The sequence below is a fragment of the Falsiroseomonas oleicola genome, assembly GCF_019029495.1.
Taxonomy (GTDB): Bacteria; Pseudomonadota; Alphaproteobacteria; order Acetobacterales; family Acetobacteraceae; genus Falsiroseomonas; species Falsiroseomonas oleicola.
Map to the genome: position 1 here is coordinate 946,010 of NZ_JAERQM010000001.1, position 26,376 is coordinate 972,385.

Genomic DNA, 26,376 nt, shown 5'->3' on the forward strand with positions numbered 1-26,376 from the left:
ATCCCATCGCGACATCATGCGCCGAGCCAACGGAGTAGCCGGGCCATGACACTGCTGATCCGCAACGCCACCATCGTCACCGGGGACGATGCCGGCACCATCTTCTACGACGCGGCCCTGGCCATCGAGGGCCGGCGCATCGCGGCGCTTGGCCCCGATGCCGAGATCGCGGCACGCTTCCCCGAGGCTGAGCAGGTGGATGCCAGCGGCCGCGTGGTCTTCCCCGGCTTCGCCAATATCCACACCCATCTGGTGATGACCCTGGCGCGCGGCGTCTTCGAGGATCTGTCGCCGCCGCATGAGCCGCCCTTCTGCGGCGGCCTCTCCCCCATCCCGCTGCCCGACCTCTCGCCGGAGGAACAGGCGTTGATGTGCGAGCTGGGGGCGCTGGAGGCGATCCGCTCCGGCACCACGGCGGTGCTGGAGGATGCGGTGCGGATCGGGAACTACGCCCCGCAGATGCTCGCGACCGGGCTGCGCATGGTGCTGGCGGAACGCTGCTGGGACCGGGTTGGCGGCTCCATCGGCGACCCCACCGCCTTCGTGCGGGACGCGGCGCTGGGCGAAGCCGGGCTGGCGCGGATCGAGGCGCTGCACCGCGACTGGGATGGCGCCGGGGAAGGCCGCATCCGGGTGGGGGTCTCCGCCTGGGCGCCGGACATGTGCTCCCCGGAATTGCTGCGGCAGGTGCGGGCGCTGCAGCAGCGCCTCGACACAATCTGCACCATCCACCTCAACCAGATCTGGGGCGAGGTCGCGGCGGTGCAGGCGCATCACAACATGCTGCCGAGCGAATTCCTGGACAGCATCGGCTTCCTGCATGACCGGCTGGTGGCCGCCCATTGCCGCTGCATGGCGCCGCTGGAGGAGAAGATCCTCGGCCGCAACAAGGTGCATGTGGCCTTCAATTCCGCCATCGCGGCACGGCGCGGGCTGAGCCCCCGGGTCTGCGAGATGGAACAGGCCGGCTGCAACATCGCCATGGGCACCGACAACATGGCGGAAGACATGGTGGAGGCGATGCGCACCGGCCTGTTCATGGAGCGCATCCGCCGCCGCGACGGCCGCAGCCCGACGCCGGAGGAGGCGCTGCGCTGGGCCACCCGCAATGGCTACAAGGCGATGGGGGTGGCCGATGGCGGCTGGCTGGCGCCGGGCAACCTCGCCGACCTCATCATGCTGCGGACGGACCGCCCGCATCTGGCGCCCTTCCTGCGCGCCGTCGCGGTCTTCGTGCATCAGGGGCAGGCGGCGGATATCGACGATGTCATGGTCGACGGGCGCTGGCTGATGCGCGACCGCCGCGTGCTGACCATGGATGAGGCGCGCATCGTCCGGCAGGCGGAGGAGGTGGCGAACCGTGCCTGGTCGCGGCTGTTTGCCGCGCAGCCGGATATCGCCATCCCCACGGGTTTCCGGCCGCTGGCCTGACGATCACGGCAGCGTCTGCAACTGCCCCTCGACCACGCGGCGCCAGGGCGCTTCCGGCGGCGCCTCGGCCAGCAAGGCCTGCCAGATGCGGCGGGCATTCTCGGCGCGGCCGGCGCGGGCCTCGGCGAGGCCGGAGAGGAAGCGCAGGCGCGGCTCCTGCGGGGATGAGCCCAGGGCGCGGGCGATCAGCGCGGCGGCGGCCTCCGTCTCGCCACGCTCGATCTCCAGCTCCGCCAGGTCGCCGGCCAGCTCGCCGTCGAAGCGGGCCTCCAGCGCGGTGCGATAGGCGGCGGCGGCCTCGGCGAGGCGGCCGCGGGACCGTTCGGCATTGCCGAGCAGGATACGCCCCTGCCGGCCGACATCGCTGGCCGGGTCAAGGGCGGCGACGCGGCTGCGCAGCGTCTCCAGCATCCGGTCCTCGGCCTCCATCATGCGCTGGCGCTCGACGAAGGGCACCGCCGGCATGTCGGGCGTACCGCGTACGAGATACAGGCCGAGGGCTGCGGCCGGCAGCAGGAAGACCAGGGCGGCGAGCAGCGCCGGGGTGCGGCCGGGGCGCACATCAGATGCATCGGTAGCGCCGGGGGCGGCCAGAATGCGGCGCTGCACCTCCAGCTTCGCGGCCTGGTACTGGGTGGGGTCGAGGCGGCCCGACTCCGCCTCCCGCGCCAGTTCCGCCAGTTGCGACTGGTACAAAGCAAGGTCGGCCTCGGCGCGGCCGCGCAGCCGGGCGGGGCGGATCAGCGCATAGGCGAGCGGCGCCAGGGCCAGCACCGCCAGCCCGCCGAGCAGAAGCCAGATCACGCCTTGGTTCCGTCCTTGTTCTCGATTGCCGCCTCGATCGCGGCGATGCGGCGCTGTTCCTCCGCGCTCAGCGGCGCGGGGGGTGGCGTCGCGGTGGCGCCGCGGCGGGCCAGCAGGATCAGCCCGAAGCCGGCCAGCAGCGCCACCAGCGGCGTCGCCCAAAGGATCAGCGTGTTCCAGGCGAAGGGCGGCCGCAACAGCACGAAATCGCCGTAGCGGGCGTGCAGGAAGGATTTCACCTGGGCGTCGCTGTCGCCGGCGGTGATGCGTTCGCGCACCAGCAGCCGCAGGTCGCGGGCCAGGCCGACCTCGCTGTCCTCGATCGATTGGTTCTGGCAGACCATGCAGCGGATTTCGTAGCCCAGCGCCCGCGCCCGCGCCTCCTGCGCCGGATCGGGCAGCATGTCGGCGGGGTTGCTGACGGCGAGCGCCGGGCCCGCCATCAGCAGGACCAGAACCATCAGGAGCGCTATGCGGCCCGCAAAGCGGGCCGAGCGCGCGAAAGCGCGCCGCGCCCAAACCAGCCGTCCGGCCGGGCCGGCCAGTGCAGGGCGCGCAGGCCAGGCGGCGGAGCCGCCGCCCGCCGCTTGAGGGTCTGATTTAAGCATATCGACGAAGGAGTATGCGCAGGTCCTGCTCCAGCACCTCGTCGGTGATGGGGCCGGCATAGCGCCAGCGGATCACGCCCTGGGCGTCGAGCAGGTAGCTCTCCGGCACCCCATAGACGCCCCAGTCGATGGCGACCCGGCCCGGCACGTCCTGCGCCAGGCGGTGGAACGGGTTGCCGTGGCGGCGGATGAACTGGAGGCTGTCGGGCGCCTTGTCCTTATAGGCGATGCCGAACACCGGCACGCCCTCGCGGGACAGTTTCATCAACTGCGGATGCTCGATGATGCAGGGCACGCACCAGCTCGCCCAGAAATTCACCAGCACCGGCCGGCCGAGGGCCCGAAGATCGGCGCCGCCGAAGCTGGCCACGCCGCTCTCCGGCAGTTCGGGCAGGACGAAATCGGGCGGCGGCTGGCCGATGAGGGCGGAGGGCACGCCGCGCGGGTTGTAGACACCCGTGCGCTGGCGTTGCAGCGCCGTGTAGAAGCCCACGCCTCCCACCGCCGCGGCGACGAAGGGTGTGGTCAGCAGCAGGCGTCGGGCGAGTGGCGTCATGCCGGCGCCGCCGCGCGCGCCGCGGCGCGGTTGGGGGCGGAAACCCGCACCCGCCGGTCGGCCAGCGACAGCGCCGCCCCCAGCGCCATGATGGCGGCGCCCAGCCAGATCCAGGGCGCCAGAAGGTTGTAGTGCAGACGGATCACGGCGCGGCCGGTCGCGGCCTCCTCCTCCCCCACCACGGCGTAGAGGTCGGCGATCAGGTTGGTATGGATCGCGACCTCCGTGGTGTGCATGCGGGCGACGGGGAAGTAGCGGCGGGCCGGGCGCATCACGCGCACCTCCGCCCCATCGCGCAGCAGGGTGATCTGGGCGCGGCGGGCGGTCCAGTTCGGGCCGACCTCGTCCCGCACCGCGTCCAGCCGCCATTCATAGCCGGCCAGCGTCACGGATTCGCCCGGCGCCATGGAGGCGAGGCGTTCCTGCGCCAGCCCCATCCCGGCGATGCCGGCGGCGGTGATGCCGATGCCGGCATGGGCAATGGCCGCCCCCCAGGCCGCGCGCGGCAGGCCCTTGGCACGGTTCCAGGCGTTGCCCAGGTTGGTCCGGAACAGCGCCGTGCGGTCGGCGATGTCGGCGAAGGCCGCGCCCACAACCCAGGCTGCGAAGGCGAAGCCCACCGCCGGCAGAACCTTCTGGCCGGAGGCCAGCAGCGCCACGAAGAACGCGGCAAAGCCGATCACCGCCACCCACCACAGCTTCATTACGACGGGCACGAGCTGCGCCCGCTTCCAGGGCATCAGCGGCCCCGCCGCCATGGCCAGCAGCAGCGGCACCACCAGCGGGAAGCTGGCCGAATTGAAGAAGGGCGGTCCCACCGAGACCTTGCTGCCGAACAACGCATCCGCGAACAGCGGCCACAGCGTGCCGACGAAGACGACGGCCGTGATCGAGCAGACCAGCAGGTTGTTCAGCACGATCGCGCCTTCGCGCGAGACCGGCGCGAAGATCCCCGTGGGGATCATGGCGCGCGCCCGGAAGGCGAAGAGCAGGAAGGCGCCGGCCAAGTAGAACATCAGCAGGCCAAGAATGAAAAGCCCGCGCTCCGGGTCATTGGCGAAGGAGTGCACGGAATTCAGCACCCCCGAGCGCACCAGGAAGGTGCCCAGCAGAGACATGCCGAAGGCGATGATCGCCAGCAGGATGGTCCAGGTCTTCAACGCCTCCCGCTTCTCCACCACGATGGCGGAGTGCAGCAGCGCGGTGCCGATCAGCCAGGGCAGCAGCGAGGCGTTCTCGACCGGGTCCCAGAACCAGTAGCCGCCCCAGCCGAGCTCGTAATAGGCCCACCAGGATCCGAGGGCGATGCCGAGCGTCAGGAAGCTCCAGGCCGCCAGCGACCAGGGCCGCACCCAGCGGCCCCAGGCGGCGTCCACTCGGCCCTCGATCAGGGCGGCGATGGCGAAGGCGAAGGTGACGGCGTAGCCGACATAGCCGAGGTAGAGCAGCGGCGGATGCAGCGCGAGGCCGATATCCTGCAGAATCGGGTTCAGCCCCTGCCCATCCGGCGCCGGCGGCCAGACCCGTTCGAAGGGATTGGACGTCCGAATGGTGAAGGCGAGGAATCCGAGCGAAATGAGGCCCAGGACACCCAGTACCCGCGCCCGCAGCGCCGTGGGAAGTTCCCGCCCAAAGGCCGAGACGGCGGCGCCACAGAATCCCAAAATCATGATCCAGAGGATCAGCGACCCCTCGTGATTCCCCCAGGTGCCGGTGATCTTGTACAGCATCGGCTTGGCCGAATGGCTGTTCTGCACGACATTCGTCACCGTCGTGTCGTTGATGGCGTAGGAATACATCAGGCAGCCGAAGGCCGCCGCGATGGCCAGGCACTGGCCGAGCGCCAGCGGCGCGCCCGTGGCCATCATCCGGCCATTGCGCAGCTCCGCGCCCAGCAGCGGCAGGATGGACTGGGCCAGCGCCAGCACCAGGGCGAGCGCCAGGGCGAAATGACCAAGCTCCGCGATCATGAGCCGCTGCCCGTGCGCGTGGGTTGCAGGGTGTTCCAGGTGGCGGCCGGCGGCGGCGTGCCCTGTTCAGGCTGCCAATGGCCGGCGCGCTTCAGCGCATCCGCAACCTCCGGCGGCATATAGGTCTCGTCATGCCGGGCCAGCACCTCCGTCGCGCGGAACTGGCCGTCCAGCCCGTAGCGGCCGGCGGTGACCACGCCCTGCCCTTCGCGGAACAGGTCCGGCAACACGCCCTGATAGGTCACCGGCACGGCATGGGCGCCGTCGGTCACCCGAAACCGCACGGTGGGGCGTTCCCCGGTTCGCCCCTCCTCCCGCACCACGCTGCCGGCCTCGACCAGCCCGCCGAGCCGAAAGCTGCGCTCGGGCGCCGGCCGTTCCGCCATGATGTCGGAGGGGGAGCGGAAGAAGACGATATTGTCCTGGAAGGCCGTCAGGGTCAGCGCCGTGGCGCTGCCCACCCCGATGGCGCAGAGCAACAGGATCCAGAGGCGCCGGCGCTTGCGGGTCATGTCTCCCTCTCACCCCGGGGATCGAGGCGCTTCAGCTTGGCCACCGCCTGACGCTGGCGGAGCACCGCCGAAATGGCGAGCGCCGCGAAAACCGCCAGGGTGCCGCCCCAGGATAGGGCGATATGGGTCCAATGCATTGTCATGGATCAAGCCCCTAGGCTGGCACATCGGCACGGCGGGCGCGGGCCGTCTCCAGCGCCCGGATGCGGCGTTCCATCACCGCGGCCCGCGTCCGCGCCAGCACCACCGCGCCGAAGAGCAGCGAAAAGCCGATGGCGCAGACCAGCAGCGGATACAGCATGGAGACATGCATGCCCGGCGCGTCCAGCCGGGTGACGCTGGCCGGCTGGTGCAGCGTGTTCCACCAATCGACCGAGAACTTCACCACCGGCAGGTTCACCAGCCCGACCAGGGCCAGGATGGCGCCGGCCCGCGCCCCGCGATCCGCCTCGTCGAAGGCCCGCACCAAAGCGGCATGGCCGAGCCAGAGGAAGAACAGCACCAGCACGCTGGTCAGCCGCGCATCCCAGACCCACCAGGTGCCCCACATCGGCTTGCCCCAGAGGCTGCCGGTGGCCAGGCACAGCGCGGTGACGGCGGCGCCGACCGGCGCCAGCTCCCGCGCCGCCAGATCGGCCAGCGGGTGTCGCCAGATCAGCGACATCAGCGACAGGATGCCCAGGCCGAGATAGCCGCCCATGGCCAGCCAGGCCATCGGCACATGCACGAACATGATCCGGACCGTTTCGCCCTGCTGCCAATCCGCCGGCGCGAAGCCCAGCGCCCAGATCGTGCCCCAGGCGGTGACGCCCAGCGCCACCGCCCAGAGCCAGGGCATGATCCGCCCCGTCATCCGCAGGAAGCGCCCGGGATTGGCGAAGCGATGCAGGGACCGCGCCCCGGTGGGGCTGGTTTGCGCGGTTTGCGGGCCCGTCTTGGCGGGCGGTGTCAGGGTTCTGGCGTCCACATCCCTACACTAGGGCGGCTTCGCGCCGGATTGAAGCCGAAGCCGGAGGGCGTTACGTCCTTTCTGCCGATCCTGGCCGGGAGAGACTCCATGCTGTTCGCCATCAGCTGCACCGACAAGCCGAATTCCCTGGAACTGCGCATGGCCACCCGGCCGACGCATCTGGAATACCTGAAGTCCAAGATGGCCGGCTTCGTGGTGGTCGGCCCGGTGCTGGACGCCGAGGGCAAGCCCTGCGGCAGCCTGCTGGTGGTGGAAGCGGCCGACCAGGCGGAGGCCGAGGCCCTGGCCGCCGGCGACCCCTATGCCAAGGCCGGGCTGTTCGAGACGGTGACGATCCGCCCCTTCCGCATGGTGTTCAAGGACGGGGCAATGGTGTGATGGCACCCGCGCGCCAGTACTGGCTGGTGAAGTCGGAGCCGGACGCCTTTTCCTGGGACCAGCAGGTGGCGAACGGCGTCGAGCCCTGGACCGGGGTGCGCAACCACATGGCCAAGGCGAACCTCGCCGCCATGAAGAAGGGCGACCTGGCCTTCTTCTACCACTCCAACATCGGCAAGGAGATTGTCGGCGTGGTGGAGGTGGCGAAGGAGGCCTATCCCGATCCCAGCGTGGAGCCGGACACCAAGGGTGCCTGGCTCTGCGTCGACATGAAGGCGGTGGGGCCGATGCCGAAGCCGGTGACGCTGGCCGAGATCAAGGCCGATCCGGACTTTTCCGAACTGGCGCTGGTGCGGATGTCGCGGCTTTCGGTCATGCCGGTCTCGGCGGAACACTGGAAGAAGCTCTGCAAGCTCGGCGGCTGGAAGGGGAAGTAGCGCGATGCGGCTGGAGGGGTCCTGTCACTGCCAGAAGGTCCGTTTCCGGCTGGAAAGCGCGCATCCCTACCCCTATCAGCGCTGCTACTGCTCCATCTGCCGCAAGACCCAGGGGGGTGGCGGCTATGCCATCAACCTGTCCGGCGATGCGGCGACGCTGAAGGTGCGGGGCGCAAAGCACCTGAAGGTCTATCAGGCCCGGCTGCGCGAACCGGGCCAACGTGCCCGGAAGAGCCCCGGCCAGCGGCATTTCTGCGGCGAATGCGGCAGCGCGCTCTGGCTGTTCGACCCGCGCTGGCCGGAGCTGGTGCATCCCTTCGCCTCGGCCATTGATACCAAGCTGCCGGTGCCGCCGGAACACACCCACCTGCTGCTCGGCTCCAAGGCGAACTGGGTGGAGCCCTGCTTCGCGGAAGGCGACCGGCGCCACAAGGATTTCCCGAAGGAAAGCATCGCCGACTGGCATGCGCGGCTGGGACTGGAGAAGCGATGAGCGAGGTCGCGGCGGATGAACGGGTGCTGTGCCGGCTGGCGGATATCCCCGATGGCGAAAGCCGCGGATTCAGCCCGGCCGTTGGCGCCTTCACCGGGCTGTTCGCGGTGCGGCGCGGCGAGCAGGTCTTCGTCTATGTGAATTCCTGCCCGCACGTCGGACTGCCGCTGGACCCGGCGCCGCACCGCTTCCTGGACGCCAAGCGCAGCGCCATCATCTGCGCCGCCCATGGCGCGCGCTTCCGGATCGAGGACGGCGAATGCACCTCCGGCCCCTGCTATGGCGAGAGCCTGGAGGCGGTGCCGGCGCGGCTGGATGCCGCGGGGCAGGTGATCGTGCCGGCCGAGGCGGGACTATAGGCGCGGGCCGATCCGGGCTGGCGCGACCAGGACCGTTGCCCATGCGATGCAGCCGGCGCTAGGCAAAGGAGCGGCACCGACAACCATCGGTTGAGCACCCCTCGGTCCTGGCGCTATACGACCGGGCAACATGCACGAGGCGCCCTGTCTCCCAGGGGCGGAACCGAGTTTTGCCTGACATCCACCTGCCGACGGTCTTCGTCTTCTCCGCGATCCTGGGCGGCTTCCTCGGCTTCGCGACCCTTTGGCTCTGGACCCGCGATCGCGGGGAAGTCGCGCTGGCGAGCTGGGGTCTGGCGCGTCTGTTCGGCGCGGGTGGCACTGTGCTGCTCAGCCTGCGGGGCCTGGCGGCGGATTGGCTGACGATCGACCTGGCCAATATGCTGATCTGCATCGCCTATGGGTTGCATTGGGTCGGGGCGCGCCAGTTCGAGGGGCGGCGGCCGATCCTCTGGGCGAGCCTGCTGGGCGCGGCGGTCTGGCTGGTTGCCAACCGGATTCCGGCCTTCCATGGCAATATCGACCTGCGCGTCGCGCTGATGGGGGCGGTGCTGGTGGGATATAATGGCCTGGCGGTGCTGGAATTCGCCCGGGGCCAGCGGGAACGGCCCCTGCCCACGCGCTCCCTGCTCATCACGCTGCTGATCGCCGTGACCGTCACCTACCTGGCCATCGCGGCCATCAGCCTGATCTTCGCGCCACGGCCGATCGGCAACCAATTGCCGCAGGGCTTCATGTTCGGCGCGCTGGTCGTGCTGAACGTTGTCTTCCTGGCCGGCACCACGCTGCTGCTGGTCGCCCTGACCAAGGAAAAGGCGCAGGCGCGCTCCACCACTGCCCTGGCCGCGGCGCGCGATGCCGCCAACCGCGCCAACCTGGCCAAGACCCGCTTCCTGTCGCGGATGAGCCATGAGCTGCGCACCTCGTTGAACGGCGTGCTCGGGCTGGCGCAGGCGCTGGCGCATGATGCCAGCCTGGGGCGGGAACAGAGACGCCAGGCCGACACGCTGGAACAGGCCGGCCGCCATCTGCTGGCCATCGTCAACGACGTGCTCGACATCTCCCGGATCGAGGCCGGGCGCTTCGTCGCCGTGCCCCGACCGCTGCGGCTCGGCACCTTCCTGCGGGACACCGTCGCATTGGTCGGGGAAGCGGCCGCCACCCGGCAGGTGACGCTGGCCTTGCGCCTGGATCCGGCGGTGCCGGTGGCGGTGCTGGCCGATGGGCTGCGCCTGCGGCAGATCCTGATGAACCTGCTGGCCAACGCCATCCGCTTCACGCCGCCCGGCGGCACGGTGACGCTGCGCGTGGCGCCCCGGGGCGAGGCCACCGGCTTCGAGGTGATCGACACCGGCAGCGGCGTGCCGCCGGCGCTGCGGCCGCGCCTGTTCGAGGAATTCTCCCAGGCCACGGAGGACGACTCCCGCAGCGGCAGCGGGTTGGGGCTGGCCATCAGCGCCGCCCTGGCGCGCGCCATGGGGGGTGAGTTGACCCATGCCGATGGGCCACAGGGGCGCGGCAGTTGCTTCACCCTGTCCCTGCCCCTGCCCGCCACCTCGGCGGCGGAAGTCGCGGTGCGGCGGGATGCGGCGACGGCGCCATCCGCCGCATCCGTGCAGCGGGGCCTGCGCATCCTGGTGGTGGACGACATCGCCGCCAACCGCTTCGTCGCCGCGGCGCTGCTCGGCCCGGCCGGGCATCAGGTGATCGAAGCGGCGAGCGGACTGGCGGCGCTCGACCTGCTGGAACAGGGGCCACTGCCGGATGTGATCCTGATGGACGAGCAGATGCCGGAGCTGGATGGCAGCGGCACGGTGCGCCGGATTCGCGCCATGCCCGGCCCCGCCGCCAACCTGCCGATCCTCGCGCTGACCGCGGATGCGCTGCCGGAACAGGTGCAGGCCATGCTGCAAGCGGGCTTCGACGGCCATCTGGCGAAGCCCGTCGAACGCCATGCGCTGCTCGCCGCCGTGGCGCAAGCGGGGCGCGGGCGCGGCTGCGGCCGTTGAAACAGGCGCGGGATCGCGCGCGGCGGCACCGCGCCGGTCCCCTTGCCGGATGCGGCGCCGCGGCGGATGGTCCGCCGCCATGGCACCCGTCCCTCCTCCCTGCATCCTCGCCGTCGATCTCGGCGGGTCGAGCCTGCGCTGCGCCCTGATCGGCCCGGATGGCGCCGTCCTGGCGCTTCAGGCCACCCGCCACAGCCTGGGTCGGGAGGCCGATGCGGAAGCCTGGTGGCAGGGGCTGCGCGATGGCGCCGCCGCGTTGCGCCGCGATGCCCCGGCGGATTTCGCCGGCATTGCCGCCGTGGCGATCAGTGCCTTCACCCGCAGCCTGGTGCTGGTGGATGCGGCCGGCGCGCCGACCCGCCCGGCCCTGCTGTTCACCGATGCCCGCGCTGCCGAGGCCGTGCCCGGGCTGCAGGCGGGGCTGCCGGAGGGGCATGCGGAGGCGCCGCAGATCAACGCCTTCCATCCCCTGGCCCGCCTCGCCTGGCTGCGGGAGGCCGATCCGGCGGCCCTGGCGCGCAGCGTCGCGGTGCTGGAGCCGAAGGATTTTCTGAATGCCCGGCTGACCGGGCGGATCGCCTCGGACCGGGTGTCCTCCGCGCGGCTGGCCGCCGCCGCGTCGCTGCTGCCCGGCATCGGCCTGCCGGAATCCCTGCTGCCGCCGCTGCTGCGGCCAACGGACATCCTCGGCCATGTCCAACCGGGCGCCATCGATGGGCTCGGCCCGGTGCCGGTGCTGGCCATGGCGAACGACACCTGGGCCGCCGTGGCCGGGCTCGGCGCGCTGCGGGACGGCGAGGCCTATTGCATCTCCGGCACCACGGAGGTGCTGGGCTTGCTGCATCATGCCCCCGCCACCGCCCCCGGCCTGCTGACGGTGGATTGGGACGGGCTGTTCCAGATCGGCGGGCCGAGCCAGCATGGCGCCGATGCCTTGGCCTGGCTGGCCGGGCTGGGCGTGGAGGTCGGGCGCGGCGATCCGCCGCCGGGCGACCCCATCCCGCTGCTGTTCCTGCCGACCCTGGCCGGGGAACGCGTGCCGCATTGGGACCCCGAGCTGCGCGGCGCCTTTTTGGGACTGCGCCGCGACCATTCGGCGGCCGACCTGGCGCGCGCGGTGATGCAAGGCATCGCCTTCAACAACCGCACGGTGCTGCTGCGGGCGGAGGCGGCAGCCGGCCGCCAGGCCAGCGCGCTGCGCCTCGGCGGCGGCGGCGCCACGCCGGGCTGGGCGCAGATCCGCGCCGACGTCCTGGGGCGGGAGGTGCTGCTGCCCGCCACCGCCGAGCCCGGCCTGCTCGGCGCCGCCATCGTTGCCTTCGCAGCGCTGGAAGGCGTGAGCCTGGCGGCGATGCAGGACCGCCTCGCCCGGCCCGCCGCCCGCTTCCAGCCGGACCCGGCGCGGCACGCCATGGCCGCGCGGCTGCACGCCACTTTCCAGGCGGCGGAGGCGGCGGTGGCGCCGATCTCCCGCCTGCTGGCTTGACGCGGCCGGCGCACCGCCGAGGATGACGGCGATCAACGGGGGCGGGATGTCAGGCTTTCTCACACGCTATGGCGCGGCGATTGCGGGGCTGCTGGTCTTCGCCGGCTTCGCCCTCGCCTCCCCGGTCTTCCTCACCGCCGGCAACATGGCCGTGGTGTTCAAGGAAACCGCCTTCCTCGGCATTTTGGCGATCGGCTTCACCCTGGCGCTGACCACGGCGGAGATCGACCTGTCGGTGGCGGAGGTCGCCTCGCTGGCCGCCGTGGTGACCGGGGCGCTGGTGCATGGCGGGCAGGCGCCCTGGGTCGCGATCTGCGCCGGGCTGGCGGTGGGCACCGCCTGCGGCGCGGCGAATGGCATCGCCGTGACGGTGCTGCGGGTGCCGTCGCTGATCGCGACGCTGGGCACGGCGGCCATCGCCAAGGGGCTCGGCTTCATGCTGACCCAGGGCGTCGCCTTCGTCGGCCGCTGGCCGAGCAGCTTCACCGGGCTGGCGCGGGGCAGCACGATGGGCCTGCCCAACCTGGTCTGGTGGCTGGGCGGCGTCGGGCTGGCCGCCTGGGTGCTGGTGAAATGGACCCGCCTCGGCGCGCATCTGGTGGCCACAGGCGAAGCGGACGAGGCCGCGCGGCTGGCCGGCATCCGCACCCTGTCCATGAAGCGCCTGGCGCTGACGCTGGCCGGTGCCTGCGCCGGGCTGACGGCGGTGCTGCTGGCATCGTCCCTCTCCTCCGCCGCACCGGGCATGGCCAATGACCATTTCCTCTATGCCATCGCAGCCGTGCTGCTGGGCATGTGCATGTTCGAGCCGGGGCGCCCGAACATCCCGGGCACGATCTTCGCGGCGCTGACGCTGAAGGTGCTGGGCAATGGGCTGGTGCTGCTGGGCGCCGAATACTACTGGCAGGACATCGTGCTGGGCGCGATCATCCTCGCCTCCGTGGCCCTCTCGGCCGCCGGCATGGGCCGCGCGCCCTTCGTGAAGAAGCTGAATTTCCGGACGGGGAAATGACCATGACCGAAACCACTCGCCGCGGCGTATTGCTGGCCGGCGCCGGCCTTCTCGCAGCACCCGCCTTGGCCCAGGCCCAAGCGGGCACGGATATCGCCATCGTCGGCTTCCAGATGAGCAGCGAGACCCATGCCCGCGCCGCCAATGCCGCCGCCACCGCCGCCCGCGCCAAGGGCTGGACGGCGACGGTGCTGAACAGCGAGGGCGCCCTGCCCCGCCACGCCGAACAGCTCGACACGCTGATCCAGCGCCGCCCCAAGGCCATCATCGTCGCCATGGGCAAGCCGGTGGAGGCGGAGGCGCAGTTCCAGCGCGCCAAGGCCGCCGGCATCCCCATCATCACCATCATGGCCGGCGCCTCCCCGCACACGGTCTTCGACATCCAGGTGAACGAATACAAGGTGGGCGCCGATGCGGCGCTCTGGCTGCTGGGGGAGCTGGGCTACCAGGGCAATATCCTGACCCAGCGCTTCGAGGGCAACGTCGGCACCCGCATCCGCGGCAAGGTGCTGGACGCCGTTCTGTCCGAGAATACCGGCGTGCGCGTGCTCGCCACCCATACCATGGCGCGCACCGCCTCCTGGCGCGACGACGTCCGCCAGGGTTTTTCCGGACTTCTGCTGCGGCATGCGGCGAATACCCAGGGCATCTGGGCCAGCTTCGACGGCCAGGCCTTCGTCATCGACGACCTGCTTCAGGCGCGTGGCGTGAAGAAGGGGCAGGTGAAGTTCGTCTCCATCGACGGCGGCGCCGAGACCTATCGCCGCATCGCCGACCCCGAGAGCACGCTGATGGCCACCGTCACCATCCCCTTCGAGGAGATGGGCAACAAGGCGGTGGAGGCGGTGGACCGCATCGTGCTGAAGGGCGAACCGAAGGGCGCCATGGCGTCCGGCCCCTACCTGTTCCTCGATTCCGTGCTGGTGGATGGCAACAACGTGCAGCGCTTCCTCTGACATGGCGCTGCTGGCGCTCCGCGGCATCGGCATGCGCTACGGCGCCGTGCAGGCGCTGACGGGCATCGACCTCGATGTGACGGAGGGCGAGGTGCTGGCGCTCTGCGGCGACAATGGCGCGGGCAAGTCCAGCCTGGTGAAGATCCTCTCCGGCGCCCAGGCGCCGAGCGAGGGGACGCTGACGCTGGACGGCGACGCCACCCGCTTCCGCGGGCCGCAGGACGCGCTGCGGCGCGGCGTCGCCACCATCTACCAGGACCTGGCCGTCGCCCCGCGCCTGTCCATCTGGCAGAACGTGTTCCTGGGGTCGGAGCTGACGCGGCCGCCTTTCGGCCTGCTCGACAAGCGGCGCATGGCGGAGGCCAGCCGGGGCTACCTGGCGCGGCTGGCCGTGACCATCGCCGATATGGACACGCCGGTGGAGCGCCTCTCGGGCGGGCAGCGCCAGGCGGTCGCCATCTGCCGGGCGCTGCGCTGGGATGCGCGCATCATCATCATGGACGAACCCACGGCGGCGCTGGGGGTCAAGGAGACGGCGCAGGTGCTGGACCTGATCCGCCGCCTGCACGCGGAGGGACGCACCGTGATCCTGGTGAGCCACGCCATGGGCGATGTGGTCGCCGTGGCACAACGCGTGGTTGTCCTGAAGGGTGGGCGGAAGGTGGCCGACCGGCCTGTGCAGGATTCCAGCGGCACGCTGGAAGCGGCGGAACTCGCCCAAATCATCATCCGTGGCGCGGCATCAGGGATTCCGCTGGACCCGTTTCTTAAAAATAGATTAATCTAGCTTCGTATCATTCATCGCGCACACGTGATGCACTGGCGTTAAGCAACCCATCTCTCATGTCGCGCGTTCCTGCGCATGATGCTGCGGTGCGAGACGCGAGCAGCCACCCGCAGGATGCCGACCCGATGACCGAGCGTGAGCTGGACCAGAAGATGGCGGAACTCGATCGCCTGCTGAACGATCCGGAGACGCGCATGGACCCGCACAAGGTCTGGGCGCTGCTGGCGGAGATCAGCCGGCAGGCTGTGGGCAATGGGGGAAGCGCGCCCCGCCCCGCTTGAAACGCCCCGCCTGACCACCCCTATCCTTCGCGTCGCGCCGCGATCAGGAATTCCCTGTTGCCCTCCGGGCCGAGCAGTGGGCTCGCCTCCACCCCCAGCACCTTCCAGCCCGGCAGTTCCGACCACCAGTGGCGAATGCCGGCGCAGACGCTGTCATGCACCCGGGCATCGCGCACCACACCACCCTTGGCGACATTCGGCCCCACCTCGAATTGCGGCTTTATCAGTGCCACAGCCCAGCCGCCCGGCGAAACCAGGCCCAGGGCCGAAGGCAGTACCGTGCGCAGGCCGATGAAGCTGGCGTCGCAGACCACCGCCGCCGGCGCCTCCGGGATCATGGTGGAATCGAGGTAGCGGGCATTGGTCCGCTCCATCACCACCACCCGCGGATCGTTGCGCAGCTTCCAGGCGAGCTGCCCATGGCCCACATCCACCGCATAGACCTTCGCCGCACCGTGATGCAGCAGCACATCGGTGAAGCCGCCGGTGGAAGACCCCACATCCAGCGCCGTGATCCCCTGCGCCTTCAGCCCGAAATGCGCGATGGCGTGGGCCAGCTTCACCCCGCCGCGCGACACCCAGGGATGGTCCTGGCCGCGCACCTCCAGCGGCTGGTCCGGCTTCACCATGTCGCCGGCCTTGGCGATGCGGGCGGTGTCGGAGAAGACCTTGCCGGCCAGGATCAGCGCCTGGGCCCTGGTGCGGGTCTCGACCAGGCCCCGATCGACCAGCGCCTGGTCCGCCCGCTGCTTCGGAATGGCGGCCATCAGGCGGCGAAACGCGTCAGCGCGGCGCGATCCACGGTGATGCCCAGCCCCGGCCCCTGCGGCACCCGCACCACGCCGCCCGCGAAGCCGATCGGTTCCGCCAGCAGCGCGTCCCGCACCGGATGCGGCGAGCGGTCCAGCTCCAGCAGCGGTGGGCGGGGGAACAGGCCGGGGGGATTGTCCGGGATCACCGCCAGAAGGTGCAGGGACGCGGCCAGGGCCACGCCGGTGCCCCAGACATGCGGGTTGATGCGGACCCCGAAGGCATTGGCCATGTCGGCGATCTTCTTCAACTCCGATATGCCGCCACAGGCGGCGACGTCCGGTTGCAGGATATCCGCCACGCGCCGGGTGATCATGTCCCGGAAGCCCCAGCGGGTGAAGCTGGCCTCGCCGCCGGCCACGGGGATCGGCTGGCCGCGCTTCACCTCCAGATAGCCATCGAGGTCCTCCGGCTGCACCGGCTCCTCGAACCAGCCGATGTCGCATTCGGCCACGGCGCGACCATAGGCGATGGCGGCCGGCACGTCATAGGCATGGTTGCAATCCACCAGCAGCCCGATATTGGGCCCGATGGCGTGGCGAAAGTCGCGGGTCAAGGCGATGTCCTCCGCCAGGCCCCAGCCGGTCTTCAGCTTGAGGATGGAGAAGCCCTCCTCCAACCGATCCTCGGCCTCCTCCGTCAGGTAGCGCAGATGGTCGGCGCGTTCGCGGCGGTAGAAGCCGGTGGCATAGGCCTGCACCTCCGTCCGGAGCGGGCCGCCGAGCAGCTTGTGGACGGGCACGCCAAAAGCCTGGCCGGCGATGTCCCACAATGCGATGTCGAGCGCGCTGATCGCCTCGATCACCAGCCCGCGCTGGCCATGGTCGCGCAGCCGGTTGTACATCGCCTGCCACAGCGCCTCCCGCGCCAGGGCATCCTGGCCGATCAGCAGCGGGGCGAGCCAGGCGCAGATCGGCGCGGTCAGTTCCGGCGGGCCGAAGGCCTCGCCCCAGCCCACGATGCCATCCTCCGTCACCACCTCCACCAGCATGGCGCCGCGGCGGCGGTACCAGGCCTGGGAATAGGCGAAGGGCTCCGCCAGATCCGCCATCAGCACATGCGGCGTGACCGAGCGGATCCTCGTCGCACGCATCAGGCGCGCGCCGGCTGGGCCTTGGCCTCCGCCATGCCGAGCGCCGCGCGCGCGGTGGCGACGATGTGCCGGGCATTCAGCCCGGCCTGGTCGTACTGCACCTTCGGCGCGGCATGGTCGATGAAGCTGTCGGGCAGCACCATCGGCCGGAATTTCGTCTGCCCGTCCAGCAGCCCCTTCCACAGCAGGTGATGCGCCACCAGGCCGCCGAAGCCGCCGACCGAGCCTTCCTCGATGGTGATGAGCACCTCGTGGTTCTTCGCCAGGCGTTCCACCAGACCGGTGTCCAGCGGCTTGGCGAAGCGGGCATCGGCGACGGTGCAGCTCAGGCCCTGCGCCGCCAACTCGTCCGCCGCCTTCTGGCATTCGGCCAGGCGGGTGCCATAGGACAGGATGGCGATCGCCGTCCCCTCCCGCAGCACCCGGCCGCGGCCGATCTCCAGCGGCGTGCCGCGGGCCGGCAGGGTCAGGCCGAGGCCCTCGCCGCGGGGGTAGCGAAATGCGCTGGGGCGGTCGTCGATCTGGGCGGCGGTGGCCACCATATGCATCAGCTCGACCTCATCGGCGGCGGCCATCAGCACCATGTTCGGCAGGCAGCCGAGATAGGCGATGTCGAAGCTGCCGGCATGGGTGGCGCCATCCGCCCCCACCAGCCCGGCACGGTCCATGGCGAAGCGCACCGGCAGGGATTGCAGCGCGACGTCATGCACCACTTGGTCATAGGCGCGCTGGAGGAAGGTGGAATAGATCGCCACGAAGGGCTTCAGCCCCTCCGTCGCCATGCCCGCCGCGCAGGTCACCGCATGCTGCTCGGCGATGCCCACATCGAAGCAGCGCTTCGGGAATTTCTTCGCGAAGGCATCCAGCCCGGTGCCGGCCGGCATCGCGGCATTGATGGAGACGATCCGCTCATCCGCCTCCGCCTCCGCGATCAGGGCATTCGAGAAGACTTTCGTGTAGCTGGGGGGGCCGGGGGGCGCCTTGGCCTGTTCGCCGGTGATGACGTTGAACTTCTGGACGCCGTGATACTTGTCGGCGCTGGCCTCGGCGGGGGCGTAGCCCTTGCCCTTCTGCGTCACGACATGCAGCAGGATCGGCAGCGCATCCTCGGCATCGCGCAGATTGCGCAGCACCGGCAACAGATGGTCCAGGTCGTGGCCGTCGATCGGGCCGACATAGTAGAAGCCCAGCTCCTCGAACAGCGTGCCGCCGGTCAACAAGCCGCGGGCGAATTCCTCCGCCCGGCGGGCGGTGCGTTCCAGCGGGCGGGGGAAACGCCGCGCCAGCTTGGCCATCATCTCCCGCACCGAGAGAAACGGCCTGGAGGAGACGACCTTGGACAGATAGGCGCTCATCGCCCCCACCGGCGGGGCGATCGACATGTCGTTGTCGTTCAGGATGACGATCAGCCGCGCCTTGGCCGCGCCGGCATTGTTCATTGCCTCATAGGCCATGCCGGCGGACATCGACCCGTCGCCGATGATGGCGATGACCTGCCGGTCATCGCCCTTCAGGTCGCGCGCCATGGCCATGCCGAGGCCGGCGGAGATCGACGTGGAGGAATGCGCCGCGCCGAACGGGTCGTATTCGCTTTCCGCCCGCCGGGTGAAGCCGGACAGCCCGCCCTCCTGCCGCAGCGTGCGGATGCGGTCGCGGCGGCCGGTCAGGATCTTATGCGGATAGGCCTGGTGGCCGACATCCCAGATCAGCCGGTCGCGCGGCGTGTCGAACACCGCATGCACGGCGACCGTCAGCTCCACCACGCCCAGCGAGGCGCCCAGATGGCCGCCGGTCTGGCTGACGGCATCGATGGTCTCCGCCCGCAGTTCCTCCGCCAGTTGCTTGAGCTGCTCCCCCGAATAGTTGCGGAGATCGGCCGGGGTTCGGACGCGATCGAGCAGGGGGGTCGCGGGGGGCGCCATGGCTGTCAGCTCTTCCTCTCGATGGTGTAGGTCGCAAGGTCCCGCAACAGATCGGCACGATCGCCGAAGCTGTCCAGGTGGTCACGCGCCTGGGCGACCAGGCGTTCCGCCTGCATCCGGGCGCGGTCCAGCCCGAGCAGGCCGAGCAGCGTGGCCTTGCCCGCCGCCGCATCCTTGCCCGTGCGCTTGCCGGTCTCATCCGCGCTGGCGGTCGCGTCCAGCAGGTCATCCGCGATCTGGAAGGCGGCGCCGATATCGCGGCCATAGGCGGCCAGGGCATTGCGCTGGGACAGCGGCGCCTTGCCGAGGATGGCGCCGGCCTCCGCGGCGAATTCGATCAGGCGGCCGGTCTTCAGCAATTGCAGCCGGCCGACCTGCACCTCGTCCAGGGGTTCGTCGGCGGCCTCCGCCAGCATGTCCAGCATCTGCCCGCCGCACATGCCGCGCGCGCCGGCCGCCTTGGCGAGGCAGCGCACCAGCTCGATCCGCACGGCGGTATCGGCATGGGTTTCCTCCTCCGCCAGGGTGCCGAAGGCCAGCGCCTGAAGGGCGTCGCCGGCGATGATGGCGGTGGCCTCGTCATAGGCCTTGTGCAGCGTGGGCTTGCCGCGGCGCAGGTCGTCATCATCCATCGCCGGCAGGTCGTCATGCACCAGCGAATAGGCGTGCAGCATCTCGATCGCCGCCGCGACGCGCAAGGCCGCCTGGCGGGAGACGCCGAATTGCCGCGCCCCTTCCAGCACCAGGAAGCCGCGCAGCCGCTTGCCGCCGCCGATCACGGCATAGCGCATGGCGGCCAGCAGCGGGCCTTCCGGGCCTTCCGCCTGGGGCAGGATGAAATCCAGCGTGTGGTCGATATCCCGCGCGGCCTCGGCCAGAGCGGCGGCGAGCGGCGTGGTCGTTGCGGTATCGGGCATCAGGTGATGTCACGCAGGCTGCCGGCGTTGCCGGGGCTGGATTCGACGATGGCCTGCACCTTGGCCTCGGCCTCCGCCAGCTTCGCCTCGCAATGCCGGCGCAGCGCGGCGCCGCGTTCATAACCCGCCACAGCTTCCTCCAGCCGCCCCTTGCCCGATTCCAGGTCCTTCACGATCCCCTCCAGCTCCGCCAGTGCCTCCTCGAAGGAGAGAGAGGCGACCTGCCTTGCCGTGTCAGGCTGAGTTGACATCAGTCTTGTCTTCCATGGGAAGGAAAAAACATACAGGGGCGGCGATCGGCCCGGAAGGGCAGTGCCGTGCGGGTCAGGCGCGCATCAGCGCCCGCACATGGGCCGCCGTGGAAAGCGCCAATGCATCAAGGTCATAGCCGCCCTCCAGCAGGCTCACCAGCCGCCCTTGGGCATAACGGTCGGCGATGGCGCAGAGTTCGCCGGTGAGCCAGGCGAAATCCGCCTCCCGCACCCGGAGCTGGGCGAGGGGGTCGGCGGCATGGGCGTCAAATCCGGCTGACACCACGATCAGCTCCGGCGTGAAGGCGTCCAGCGCCGGCAGCAGCTCGTCCCGCCAGGCGGCGCGGAAGGCGGCACCATCGGCGCCGGGGGGCAGCAGGGCGTTGCGGATATTGCCGACGCCGCGTTCGCCCACATCGCCGGTGCCGGGATAGAGCGGCCATTGGTGGCTGCTGGCGTAGAACAGGCTGGCCTCGGCCTCGAAACAGGCCTGGGTGCCGTTGCCGTGATGCACGTCGAAATCCACCACGGCGACGCGGCTGAGCCCATGCACCGCCTGGGCATGCCGCGCCGCCACCGCCGCATTGGCGAACAGACAGAAACCCATCGGCTTGTTGGGCTCGGCATGATGGCCGGGCGGGCGGGTGGCGCAGAAGACGCGGCGGACCTCCCCCTTGCAGACGGCATCCACCGCGGCGACGGCCGCCCCGGCGGCGCGCAGCGCGGCCTCCGCACTGCCGGCGCTCATCAGCGTATCGGCATCGAGCGCGACGATCTCATCCCCCTCCGGCCGGATGCCCATGATGGCGTCCACATAGCCGGCCGGATGCACGCGCAGGAGTTGTTCCACGGTCGCCAGTGGCGCCTCCGCGCGGATCAGATCGGTAAACTCACCCGCATCCAGCGCCCGCAGCACGGCGCGCAGCCGGTCGGGGCATTCCGGATGGCCGAGACCGGGGTCGTGCCGCAGGCAGGCCAGATGGGTGAAGAGCAGCACGCCCATGCTCATGCCTCATCCTGGGCTGGCGGGTCCTCACGCTTGCGCAGCGTGAAGCGGAACAGCCCCTTTTCCTCCGAGAACCCGACCAGCGCATGTCCGGTCTCCGCCGCATAGGCGCGGAAATCCTTCACGCTGGCCGGGTCGGTGGCCAGCACCACCAGCCGCGCGCCAGGGGCGAGCGACCGCAGGGCCTTGTTGGCCTTCAATACGGGCAGCGGGCAGGTCAGCCCTTGGACATCCAGCAGGGTCTCGCTCATGCGCGGGAGTCCACCACCCCGGCCGCCCCAAGGCAAGGCCGCTTGCGGAGCCCTGCCCGCGGCGTCACTTTGGGGGCATGAGATCGCCGCCTTTCCTGCCGACGCTGCATCCGCGAGGGCTCACCCCATGACCTGGCGCATTGGTGTCGATCTGGGCGGCACGAAGACCGAGATCGCGGCCCTCGCCCCCGATGGCGCGCTGCGCCTGCGCCGCCGCCTGCCCACCCCGGCCACCTATGGCGGCACCGTCGCCCAGATCGCCGGCATGGTGGAGGCGGCGGAGGCCGAGATCGGCCATACGGCCAGCATCGGCATCGGCATTCCCGGCAGCGAAAGCCCGGATACCGGTCTGATCCGCGGCGCCAATTCCACCTTCCTCAACGGCGAGGCCCTGCGCGCCGACCTCGCCGCGCGGCTGCGGCGGGCGGTGCGGCTTTCCAACGACGCCAATTGCCTGGCGATGAGCGAATTCCACGACCTGCGCGGCACCGGCTTCGCCGTCATCCTCGGCACCGGCGTCGGCGGTGGGCTGGTGGTGAACGGGAAGCTGATCGAAGGCCGCAACCGCATCGCCGGCGAATGGGGCCACAACCCCCTGCCCTGGATGACGCAAGGGGAATTCCCCGGCCCCCGCTGCTGGTGCGGCCAGCAGGGCTGCATCGAAACCTTCCTCTGCGGCCCCGCCTTGGCCCGCGACGCGGATGGGCCGGAGGCGCGCGACGCCGCCCCCCTGCCCGCCCGCGCCGCCGCCGGCGATGCGGTGGCGCGCGCGGCGCTGGACCGGCATGCGGACCGACTGGCGCGCGCCCTGGCGGCGGTGATCAACCTGCTCGATCCGGATGTGATCGTGCTCGGCGGCGGGCTGTCCAACATGGACCATCTGTATGAGGTCCTGCCGAAGCTGATTCGCCGCCACGTCTTTTCCGACAGTTTCGCGACGCCCGTGCTGAAGGCCCGGCATGGCGACAGTTCCGGCGTGCTCGGCGCCGCGCGGCTGTGGTGAGGCAGGCCATCGCCGATGCGCTGATGGCCGGCGCGGTGGCGCTGATGCTGGTGGCAATGTGGCACCTGGCATGGGCGAAATGGGCGGCGTTCCAGGCGATCCGCGCCGGGCATGGCGGCGCCTGGCTGCTATGGGATTTCGCGCGCTTCTACGACACCAGCCGCGCCCCGCCGGCCGCCGTGCCGCATGTGCTGGCGGTGCGGTCCCGCTTCCGCCGCCTCTGGCCCTGGGCACTGGCCGCCTTCGCCTTGGCGATCCCCGCCGCCATCCTGGCCGGCCGGTGATGCCTGCTCACAAGCTGTATCCCCACAAGCCCTCTCCCCCCGACGGGGGGAGAGGGTTGGGTGAGGGGGGCGCGGCATGCCTCGCGCAGGTCCAGCCCATCGTCACCCCCGCACCTTCCGCCAAGGCACGGCGATGACCCCCGCGCTCTGCCGGGATTGCGGCAGGCGCGATCCGGTGGGGCCGAACTGCCCCGAATGCGGCGGCCGGCGCCTGCTGCGCCACCCCGAGCTTTTCGCCCTGACCATCGCCCATATCGATTGCGACGCCTTCTACGCCAGCATCGAGAAGCGCGACCGCCCCGAATTGCTGACCCGCCCCGTCATCGTCGGCGGCGGCCGGCGCGGCGTTGTCTCGGCGGCCTGCTATGTGGCGCGCACCAGCGGGGTGCGCAGCGCCATGCCGATGTTCAAGGCGCTCGCGCTGTGCCCGGACGCCGTCGTCATCAAGCCCGACATGGCCAAATACGTCGCCACCGCCCGCCAGATGCGGGAGATGATGGAGACCCTGACCCCCCTGGTGCAGCCGCTTTCGATCGACGAGGCGGTGCTGGACCTTTCGGGCACCGAGGCGCTGCACCGCGCCCCGCCCGCCATTGTGCTGGCGCGCTTCGCCCGGGCGGTGGAGACGCGGCTCGGCATCACCGTTTCCATCGGCCTGGCGCCCAACCGGCTGCTGGCGAAGCTGGCGGCGGAGCGGGACAAGCCGCGCGGCTTTGGCGTGCTGGGCGCGGAGGCCGCCGCATGGCTGGCGCCGCAGCCGGTGGGGCTGCTGCCCGGGGTGGGGCCGGCGCTGGCCCGCAAACTCGGCGCCGCCGGCTTCACCCGGCTCGGCCAATTGGCGGTGCTGGAGGCGCGGGAGGCCGCCCGCCGCTTCGGCGAGGACGGCCCCGGCCTGGTGGCCCGCGCCCGCGGCGAAGATACGCGCCGCGTGGACCCCGCGCGGGAGACGAAAAGCATTTCGGCCGAAACCACCTTCGACAGCGACCTGCGGACGCTGGCGGAGCTGGAAGTGCCGCTGTGGCGGCTGTGCGAAAAACTTGGCCGGCGGCTGGGGGAGAAGGGATTCGGGGCCGCCGGGGTGGTGCTGAAGCTGAAGACCGCCGCCTTCGAAAGCCGCACCCGCACGGTGCGCCTCGGCCGCCCCACAAGACTGCCCGAAATGCTGTTCCGGGCGGCCCAGCCGATGCTGGCGAAGGAGGCGACGGGGGCGGCGTTTCGACTGATCGGCGTGGGCGCGCAGCCGCTGGCACCGGGGGATCAGGCGGATTTGCCGGATTTGGCGGACCCGGATTCAGCGCGGCGGGCGGATCGATGGGCGGCGGTCGAAAAACTGCGGGCGCGGTTTGGGGAGGGGGTGGTGGTGAGCGGGCGGGGGCTTCCGGGGAAGCCTCGGCCCGGCTGAGCGCGGCATTCGGGGCTTGTCTTTGACCAATTGGGGCGCCATCTTCGCCCAACTGGTTTGGAGGCCTGTGGCATGCTCACCAATTATGATGCCAAGGCGGTGGCCGAGGTGATGGGCATCGCCTTCCTGCGCGACAGCAAGGCGGCCGGGGCGGGCGATTTCGTCGTCCTGCGTGACACTGGCCGGCCGGCGAGTGGGTCGGAGCGGACGCTGGCGGCCTCCCCAGCCCTGATCGAAAAGGCGGTGGAGCGCGGCCTGCCGCGGCAGGCGCTGCGGCATGTCGCGGAATCACTGGCCGGCGGCGACAAGGCCAAGGCGTCGAGCCTGGAATTCGGCGTGGTGCCCAAGACCACCCTGGAACGCCGCGCCCAAAACCTCTCGCCGCAGGAAAGCGAGCGGACCGAGCGGGTGGCGCGGCTGTTCGTCCATGCCCGCCGCGCCTTGGGCTCGGAGGCGGAGGCGCGGGCCTTCATGACCGCGCCGCATCCGGCGCTGGAGGGGCGCAGCCCGGTGGATGCGGCGCGCACGGACCTCGGCACGCGGCGGGTGGAACAGGTTTTGAACGCGCTGGAATACGGGCTGGCGCTCTGAGCCATGCGCCTTTGGCGCATTGTCACGGGGCCGCATCCGATCTGGTCCGGCGAGGGTGCGCGGCTGTTCGGCCAGCGCTGGAATCCGCCCGGCCTGCCCGCGATCTACACCGGCACCAGTTTTGCGCTGTGCCTGCTGGAGGTGCTGGTCCACGCCAACCGCCAATCCCCGCCAAGCGCCGCCCGCTATGTGGAGGCGGAGGTGCCCGAGGATGTGTCGCGGGAGCGGTTTGACCCGGCGCGACATGCGGGGTGGGACGATCCGTTTGATACCTCGGTCGCGCAGGCGTTTGGGGGCGCGTGGCTGCGGGAGGGAAGGACGGCGCTGCTGATCGTGCCATCCGTGGTGACGGGGGGGCGGGATGAGAATGTGGTGGTGAATCCGGCGCATCCTGAGTTTGGGCGGGTGCGGGTGGGGGAGGAGCGGGCGGTGGTAATGGATCCGCGGATCTTTTGGAAGTAACCTCTTAAACTTCGAAATTAGGCGAACATCGGATTAACCCGCACCCACCACGCACTATTTCGCGCGCCCGCGCAAAATCAACGTTAGGAAGAAACTATTCTTTACTCTTAATCAACCCGATTCGATCAACAATAAATTCCGCAATTTTTTCGGGTCCGAATCTCCGAGCATCGACATATCCGTCTACTTTCAATATGCCTTCAACCTCGCCATCATCCAGCCTGACAAGCATAACACGCTCATGCTCTCGGCGCTGAATTATCTCGCGTATCGCCCGAAACTCCACTCCACACCAATTCTTTGCTTGATAGTCGCTGCCGGCGAAAACAACGTCAAGCTTTGCTCGGCTGTAGATCCCCTGCAGCAGGGTGTCTAGTGAAGGCCGAGCAAGCTGCGATGTGTAGTTATCGTCATAAAAATAAGCGTTTGGTCCCAAACTTCTTTCCAGCTCGTGGGAGATTTTCTCGACAAGTTCGCGAGCCTCTCCAGGGAACGACAAAGCAACATCAAAAACATGATTTGATATATCTACACTGTTCTTAATGTCGGCAGCGGAAGAAGGAAGTGCAATGTTCTTCCGATGAAGCTCTTTCGCGAGATCGACACGCTTCAGTGCCCAGTGAGTCCTGTAAAGTTCAAGTTTTGATAGATCTAGCTCAAATCTCATCTCCGACAGTTCATTTGCGGTCAAGAAGGGATGGACATCGACGAGATGATAATCAACTCTCACCTCATTTTGCCGACGATCAATTTCACGAATAAACCCAAAGAGCGGTGCTTTTTGGATGCCAGACTCATAGGCAAATATACAGGGATAGCGCTTTAGCTCCGATATAGACGCGCTATCCAGTCGCCCAAATCGCTCGGTCAACTCTCCGTCTGTGTATTCACGAAGACAACGAGAAAGTTCCAGGTGAAAAGGCACACCCGACCAGCTATCGTCCAACCCCGACACAAAAAGATTATAGAGTGGCCCAAGAGGTTCTTCCTCAGGCTGGGTCAGCAATTTCTGAAGAACGACTATATCAGCGTAAATTGTGTCGAATTGACCCTTTTCGACTGGCCAACGCTTATCATCCGAGGCGGCAAGCCTACTAATATCATAAATATTTACTGTTCGGTCGTTTGTAAGTTTTTTATACTGCAGCGCCGCGTCAGTATATGCCCGAATAAATGAATTTGTGCTTGACCACTTTGCATGATCTGGGGTTGTCCCCGATCTAACAGCGTCCATAGCCTCGCGCAGTGCTGCTACACGAGCAGCTAATATTTTCAACTCTCTTGCGTCAGCCATCACCACACCTCTCTTAGGTTGTTACTATAACGTAATTAAAA

31 protein-coding genes are annotated in these 26,376 nt (G+C 69.5%); 16 read left to right on the forward strand and 15 right to left on the reverse strand.

From position 1 onward, the window contains the following. The first annotated feature begins 45 nt into the window (after positions 1-45). The gene (locus JJQ90_RS04435; protein ID WP_216873223.1) at positions 46-1,431 is read left to right on the forward strand and encodes an amidohydrolase family protein; all 1,386 of its coding nucleotides are present in this window, start codon (positions 46-48) and stop codon (positions 1,429-1,431) included. A gap of 3 nt (positions 1,432-1,434) precedes the next feature. Here JJQ90_RS04435 and ccmI read toward each other — a convergent pair whose 3' ends face one another. The 7 genes from ccmI to JJQ90_RS04470 form a co-directional block, all read right to left on the reverse strand. Then, positions 1,435-2,235 carry a c-type cytochrome biogenesis protein CcmI gene (gene ccmI / locus JJQ90_RS04440; protein ID WP_216873224.1) on the reverse strand — a complete coding sequence of 267 codons (801 nt, stop codon included), beginning with the start codon at positions 2,233-2,235 and terminating at the stop codon, positions 1,435-1,437. Continuing rightward, the gene (locus JJQ90_RS04445) at positions 2,232-2,696 is read right to left on the reverse strand and encodes a cytochrome c-type biogenesis protein (RefSeq protein WP_216873226.1); all 465 of its coding nucleotides are present in this window, start codon (positions 2,694-2,696) and stop codon (positions 2,232-2,234) included. Before JJQ90_RS04445 ends, ccmI begins: the two co-directional genes overlap by 4 nt. A 139-nt stretch (positions 2,697-2,835) precedes the next feature. Further along, a complete protein-coding gene (locus JJQ90_RS04450) occupies positions 2,836-3,399 on the reverse strand; it encodes a DsbE family thiol:disulfide interchange protein (protein ID WP_216873227.1) in 564 nt (187 codons plus the stop codon). Further along, positions 3,396-5,369 (reverse strand): heme lyase CcmF/NrfE family subunit, encoded by a 1,974-nt coding sequence (locus JJQ90_RS04455; protein ID WP_216873228.1) that lies wholly within the window; start codon positions 5,367-5,369, stop codon positions 3,396-3,398. The genes JJQ90_RS04450 and JJQ90_RS04455 overlap by 4 nt, the downstream gene beginning before the upstream one ends. After that, entirely contained in the window at positions 5,366-5,881 is a 516-nt protein-coding gene (gene ccmE / locus JJQ90_RS04460) for a cytochrome c maturation protein CcmE (RefSeq protein ID WP_216873229.1), read from the reverse strand. The genes JJQ90_RS04455 and ccmE overlap by 4 nt, the downstream gene beginning before the upstream one ends. Further along, the gene (gene ccmD, locus JJQ90_RS04465; RefSeq protein WP_216873230.1) at positions 5,878-6,024 is read right to left on the reverse strand and encodes a heme exporter protein CcmD; all 147 of its coding nucleotides are present in this window, start codon (positions 6,022-6,024) and stop codon (positions 5,878-5,880) included. Before ccmD ends, ccmE begins: the two co-directional genes overlap by 4 nt. A gap of 11 nt (positions 6,025-6,035) precedes the next feature. After that, a complete protein-coding gene (locus JJQ90_RS04470; protein WP_230410429.1) occupies positions 6,036-6,770 on the reverse strand; it encodes a heme ABC transporter permease in 735 nt (244 codons plus the stop codon). Positions 6,771-6,938: 168 nt separating this feature from the next. Between JJQ90_RS04470 and JJQ90_RS04475 the strand changes: the two genes are divergently transcribed. The 10 genes from JJQ90_RS04475 (at position 6,939) to JJQ90_RS04520 (ending at position 15,049) form a co-directional block, all read left to right on the forward strand. Beyond that, positions 6,939-7,229 (forward strand): YciI family protein, encoded by a 291-nt coding sequence (locus tag JJQ90_RS04475; protein WP_216873232.1) that lies wholly within the window; start codon positions 6,939-6,941, stop codon positions 7,227-7,229. Next, a complete protein-coding gene (locus JJQ90_RS04480; protein WP_216873233.1) occupies positions 7,229-7,666 on the forward strand; it encodes an EVE domain-containing protein in 438 nt (145 codons plus the stop codon). Before JJQ90_RS04475 ends, JJQ90_RS04480 begins: the two co-directional genes overlap by 1 nt. 4 nt (positions 7,667-7,670) lie before the next feature. Further along, entirely contained in the window at positions 7,671-8,159 is a 489-nt protein-coding gene (locus JJQ90_RS04485) for a GFA family protein (RefSeq protein WP_216873234.1), read from the forward strand. Continuing rightward, positions 8,156-8,518, forward strand: a complete 363-nt coding sequence (locus JJQ90_RS04490) for a Rieske (2Fe-2S) protein (RefSeq protein WP_216873235.1) — start codon at positions 8,156-8,158, stop codon at positions 8,516-8,518. The genes JJQ90_RS04485 and JJQ90_RS04490 overlap by 4 nt, the downstream gene beginning before the upstream one ends. 170 nt (positions 8,519-8,688) lie before the next feature. Further along, the gene (locus JJQ90_RS04495) at positions 8,689-10,527 is read left to right on the forward strand and encodes an ATP-binding protein (RefSeq protein ID WP_216873236.1); all 1,839 of its coding nucleotides are present in this window, start codon (positions 8,689-8,691) and stop codon (positions 10,525-10,527) included. A 79-nt stretch (positions 10,528-10,606) separates the two neighbouring features. Further along, positions 10,607-12,013, forward strand: coding sequence for a xylulokinase (locus JJQ90_RS04500; protein WP_216873237.1), 1,407 nt, complete (start codon positions 10,607-10,609; stop codon positions 12,011-12,013). A 46-nt stretch (positions 12,014-12,059) separates the two neighbouring features. Next, a complete protein-coding gene (locus JJQ90_RS04505) occupies positions 12,060-13,025 on the forward strand; it encodes an ABC transporter permease (RefSeq protein WP_216873238.1) in 966 nt (321 codons plus the stop codon). Between the two features lie 2 nt (positions 13,026-13,027). Beyond that, positions 13,028-13,981 carry a sugar ABC transporter substrate-binding protein gene (locus tag JJQ90_RS04510; RefSeq protein WP_216873239.1) on the forward strand — a complete coding sequence of 318 codons (954 nt, stop codon included), beginning with the start codon at positions 13,028-13,030 and terminating at the stop codon, positions 13,979-13,981. A gap of 1 nt (position 13,982) precedes the next feature. Beyond that, the gene (locus JJQ90_RS04515; protein WP_216873240.1) at positions 13,983-14,768 is read left to right on the forward strand and encodes an ATP-binding cassette domain-containing protein; all 786 of its coding nucleotides are present in this window, start codon (positions 13,983-13,985) and stop codon (positions 14,766-14,768) included. Between the two features lie 125 nt (positions 14,769-14,893). Further along, a complete protein-coding gene (locus JJQ90_RS04520; protein WP_216873241.1) occupies positions 14,894-15,049 on the forward strand; it encodes a peptide chain release factor 1 in 156 nt (51 codons plus the stop codon). Between the two features lie 20 nt (positions 15,050-15,069). On the opposite strand, the gene JJQ90_RS04525 is transcribed toward JJQ90_RS04520, so the two are convergent. The 7 genes from JJQ90_RS04525 to JJQ90_RS04555 all read right to left on the reverse strand — a co-directional run bounded on the left by JJQ90_RS04525 (position 15,070) and on the right by JJQ90_RS04555 (position 21,299). Then, positions 15,070-15,816 (reverse strand): TlyA family RNA methyltransferase, encoded by a 747-nt coding sequence (locus JJQ90_RS04525; protein ID WP_230410334.1) that lies wholly within the window; start codon positions 15,814-15,816, stop codon positions 15,070-15,072. Further along, a complete protein-coding gene (locus JJQ90_RS04530) occupies positions 15,816-16,952 on the reverse strand; it encodes a mandelate racemase/muconate lactonizing enzyme family protein (protein ID WP_216873243.1) in 1,137 nt (378 codons plus the stop codon). The genes JJQ90_RS04525 and JJQ90_RS04530 overlap by 1 nt, the downstream gene beginning before the upstream one ends. Beyond that, on the reverse strand, positions 16,952-18,874 hold the full coding sequence (dxs, locus tag JJQ90_RS04535) for a 1-deoxy-D-xylulose-5-phosphate synthase (protein WP_216873244.1): 1,923 nt from the start codon (positions 18,872-18,874) through the stop codon (positions 16,952-16,954). The genes JJQ90_RS04530 and dxs overlap by 1 nt, the downstream gene beginning before the upstream one ends. 5 nt (positions 18,875-18,879) lie before the next feature. Beyond that, positions 18,880-19,791 (reverse strand): polyprenyl synthetase family protein, encoded by a 912-nt coding sequence (locus tag JJQ90_RS04540; protein ID WP_216873245.1) that lies wholly within the window; start codon positions 19,789-19,791, stop codon positions 18,880-18,882. Continuing rightward, positions 19,791-20,042 (reverse strand): exodeoxyribonuclease VII small subunit, encoded by a 252-nt coding sequence (locus tag JJQ90_RS04545; RefSeq protein ID WP_216873246.1) that lies wholly within the window; start codon positions 20,040-20,042, stop codon positions 19,791-19,793. Before JJQ90_RS04545 ends, JJQ90_RS04540 begins: the two co-directional genes overlap by 1 nt. A 73-nt stretch (positions 20,043-20,115) precedes the next feature. Further along, positions 20,116-21,045: a histone deacetylase family protein gene (locus JJQ90_RS04550; protein ID WP_216873766.1), complete on the reverse strand. Its 930-nt coding sequence runs from the start codon at positions 21,043-21,045 to the stop codon at positions 20,116-20,118. Between the two features lie 2 nt (positions 21,046-21,047). Next, positions 21,048-21,299, reverse strand: a complete 252-nt coding sequence (locus tag JJQ90_RS04555; protein WP_216873248.1) for a sulfurtransferase TusA family protein — start codon at positions 21,297-21,299, stop codon at positions 21,048-21,050. Positions 21,300-21,426: 127 nt separating this feature from the next. Here JJQ90_RS04555 and JJQ90_RS04560 point away from each other — a divergent pair, with 127 nt between their 5' ends. The 5 genes from JJQ90_RS04560 to JJQ90_RS04580 all read left to right on the forward strand — a co-directional run bounded on the left by JJQ90_RS04560 (position 21,427) and on the right by JJQ90_RS04580 (position 25,041). Further along, entirely contained in the window at positions 21,427-22,302 is an 876-nt protein-coding gene (locus tag JJQ90_RS04560; RefSeq protein WP_216873249.1) for an ROK family protein, read from the forward strand. After that, the gene (locus JJQ90_RS04565) at positions 22,299-22,586 is read left to right on the forward strand and encodes a hypothetical protein (protein ID WP_216873250.1); all 288 of its coding nucleotides are present in this window, start codon (positions 22,299-22,301) and stop codon (positions 22,584-22,586) included. Before JJQ90_RS04560 ends, JJQ90_RS04565 begins: the two co-directional genes overlap by 4 nt. A 133-nt stretch (positions 22,587-22,719) precedes the next feature. After that, positions 22,720-23,988, forward strand: a complete 1,269-nt coding sequence (locus tag JJQ90_RS04570; protein ID WP_216873251.1) for a DNA polymerase IV — start codon at positions 22,720-22,722, stop codon at positions 23,986-23,988. 72 nt (positions 23,989-24,060) lie between these two features. Next, entirely contained in the window at positions 24,061-24,579 is a 519-nt protein-coding gene (locus tag JJQ90_RS04575) for an antitoxin Xre/MbcA/ParS toxin-binding domain-containing protein (protein ID WP_216873253.1), read from the forward strand. A 3-nt stretch (positions 24,580-24,582) separates the two neighbouring features. Next, on the forward strand, positions 24,583-25,041 hold the full coding sequence (locus tag JJQ90_RS04580; RefSeq protein WP_216873254.1) for an RES family NAD+ phosphorylase: 459 nt from the start codon (positions 24,583-24,585) through the stop codon (positions 25,039-25,041). A gap of 94 nt (positions 25,042-25,135) precedes the next feature. On the opposite strand, the gene JJQ90_RS04585 is transcribed toward JJQ90_RS04580, so the two are convergent. After that, the gene (locus tag JJQ90_RS04585) at positions 25,136-26,335 is read right to left on the reverse strand and encodes a TIR domain-containing protein (protein WP_329959368.1); all 1,200 of its coding nucleotides are present in this window, start codon (positions 26,333-26,335) and stop codon (positions 25,136-25,138) included. Between the last annotated feature and the right edge of the window lie 41 nt (positions 26,336-26,376).

Excerpts from the sequence above, each read along its gene's own strand:
- JJQ90_RS04510 (WP_216873239.1), top strand. The coding sequence starts at position 13,028 with ATGACCGAAACCACTCGCCGCGGCGTATTGCTGGCCGGCGCCGGCCTT.
- JJQ90_RS04540 (WP_216873245.1), bottom strand. The coding sequence starts at position 19,791 with ATGCCCGATACCGCAACGACCACGCCGCTCGCCGCCGCTCTGGCCGAG.
- JJQ90_RS04490 (WP_216873235.1), top strand. The coding sequence starts at position 8,156 with ATGAGCGAGGTCGCGGCGGATGAACGGGTGCTGTGCCGGCTGGCGGAT.
- JJQ90_RS04485 (WP_216873234.1), top strand. The coding sequence starts at position 7,671 with ATGCGGCTGGAGGGGTCCTGTCACTGCCAGAAGGTCCGTTTCCGGCTG.
- JJQ90_RS04560 (WP_216873249.1), top strand. The coding sequence starts at position 21,427 with ATGACCTGGCGCATTGGTGTCGATCTGGGCGGCACGAAGACCGAGATC.
- JJQ90_RS04570 (WP_216873251.1), top strand. The coding sequence starts at position 22,720 with ATGACCCCCGCGCTCTGCCGGGATTGCGGCAGGCGCGATCCGGTGGGG.
- JJQ90_RS04550 (WP_216873766.1), bottom strand. The coding sequence starts at position 21,045 with ATGGGCGTGCTGCTCTTCACCCATCTGGCCTGCCTGCGGCACGACCCC.
- JJQ90_RS04480 (WP_216873233.1), top strand. The coding sequence starts at position 7,229 with ATGGCACCCGCGCGCCAGTACTGGCTGGTGAAGTCGGAGCCGGACGCC.
- JJQ90_RS04505 (WP_216873238.1), top strand. The coding sequence starts at position 12,060 with ATGTCAGGCTTTCTCACACGCTATGGCGCGGCGATTGCGGGGCTGCTG.
- dxs (WP_216873244.1), bottom strand. The coding sequence starts at position 18,874 with ATGGCGCCCCCCGCGACCCCCCTGCTCGATCGCGTCCGAACCCCGGCC.
- JJQ90_RS04530 (WP_216873243.1), bottom strand. The coding sequence starts at position 16,952 with ATGCGTGCGACGAGGATCCGCTCGGTCACGCCGCATGTGCTGATGGCG.
- JJQ90_RS04515 (WP_216873240.1), top strand. The coding sequence starts at position 13,983 with ATGGCGCTGCTGGCGCTCCGCGGCATCGGCATGCGCTACGGCGCCGTG.
- JJQ90_RS04450 (WP_216873227.1), bottom strand. The coding sequence starts at position 3,399 with ATGACGCCACTCGCCCGACGCCTGCTGCTGACCACACCCTTCGTCGCC.
- JJQ90_RS04545 (WP_216873246.1), bottom strand. The coding sequence starts at position 20,042 with ATGTCAACTCAGCCTGACACGGCAAGGCAGGTCGCCTCTCTCTCCTTC.
- JJQ90_RS04520 (WP_216873241.1), top strand. The coding sequence starts at position 14,894 with ATGACCGAGCGTGAGCTGGACCAGAAGATGGCGGAACTCGATCGCCTG.
- JJQ90_RS04475 (WP_216873232.1), top strand. The coding sequence starts at position 6,939 with ATGCTGTTCGCCATCAGCTGCACCGACAAGCCGAATTCCCTGGAACTG.
- JJQ90_RS04500 (WP_216873237.1), top strand. The coding sequence starts at position 10,607 with ATGGCACCCGTCCCTCCTCCCTGCATCCTCGCCGTCGATCTCGGCGGG.
- JJQ90_RS04525 (WP_230410334.1), bottom strand. The coding sequence starts at position 15,816 with ATGGCCGCCATTCCGAAGCAGCGGGCGGACCAGGCGCTGGTCGATCGG.
- ccmD (WP_216873230.1), bottom strand. The coding sequence starts at position 6,024 with ATGACAATGCATTGGACCCATATCGCCCTATCCTGGGGCGGCACCCTG.
- JJQ90_RS04580 (WP_216873254.1), top strand. The coding sequence starts at position 24,583 with ATGCGCCTTTGGCGCATTGTCACGGGGCCGCATCCGATCTGGTCCGGC.
- JJQ90_RS04555 (WP_216873248.1), bottom strand. The coding sequence starts at position 21,299 with ATGAGCGAGACCCTGCTGGATGTCCAAGGGCTGACCTGCCCGCTGCCC.
- JJQ90_RS04445 (WP_216873226.1), bottom strand. The coding sequence starts at position 2,696 with ATGGTTCTGGTCCTGCTGATGGCGGGCCCGGCGCTCGCCGTCAGCAAC.
- JJQ90_RS04455 (WP_216873228.1), bottom strand. The coding sequence starts at position 5,369 with ATGATCGCGGAGCTTGGTCATTTCGCCCTGGCGCTCGCCCTGGTGCTG.
- JJQ90_RS04585 (WP_329959368.1), bottom strand. The coding sequence starts at position 26,335 with ATGGCTGACGCAAGAGAGTTGAAAATATTAGCTGCTCGTGTAGCAGCA.
- JJQ90_RS04435 (WP_216873223.1), top strand. The coding sequence starts at position 46 with ATGACACTGCTGATCCGCAACGCCACCATCGTCACCGGGGACGATGCC.
- JJQ90_RS04575 (WP_216873253.1), top strand. The coding sequence starts at position 24,061 with ATGCTCACCAATTATGATGCCAAGGCGGTGGCCGAGGTGATGGGCATC.
- ccmE (WP_216873229.1), bottom strand. The coding sequence starts at position 5,881 with ATGACCCGCAAGCGCCGGCGCCTCTGGATCCTGTTGCTCTGCGCCATC.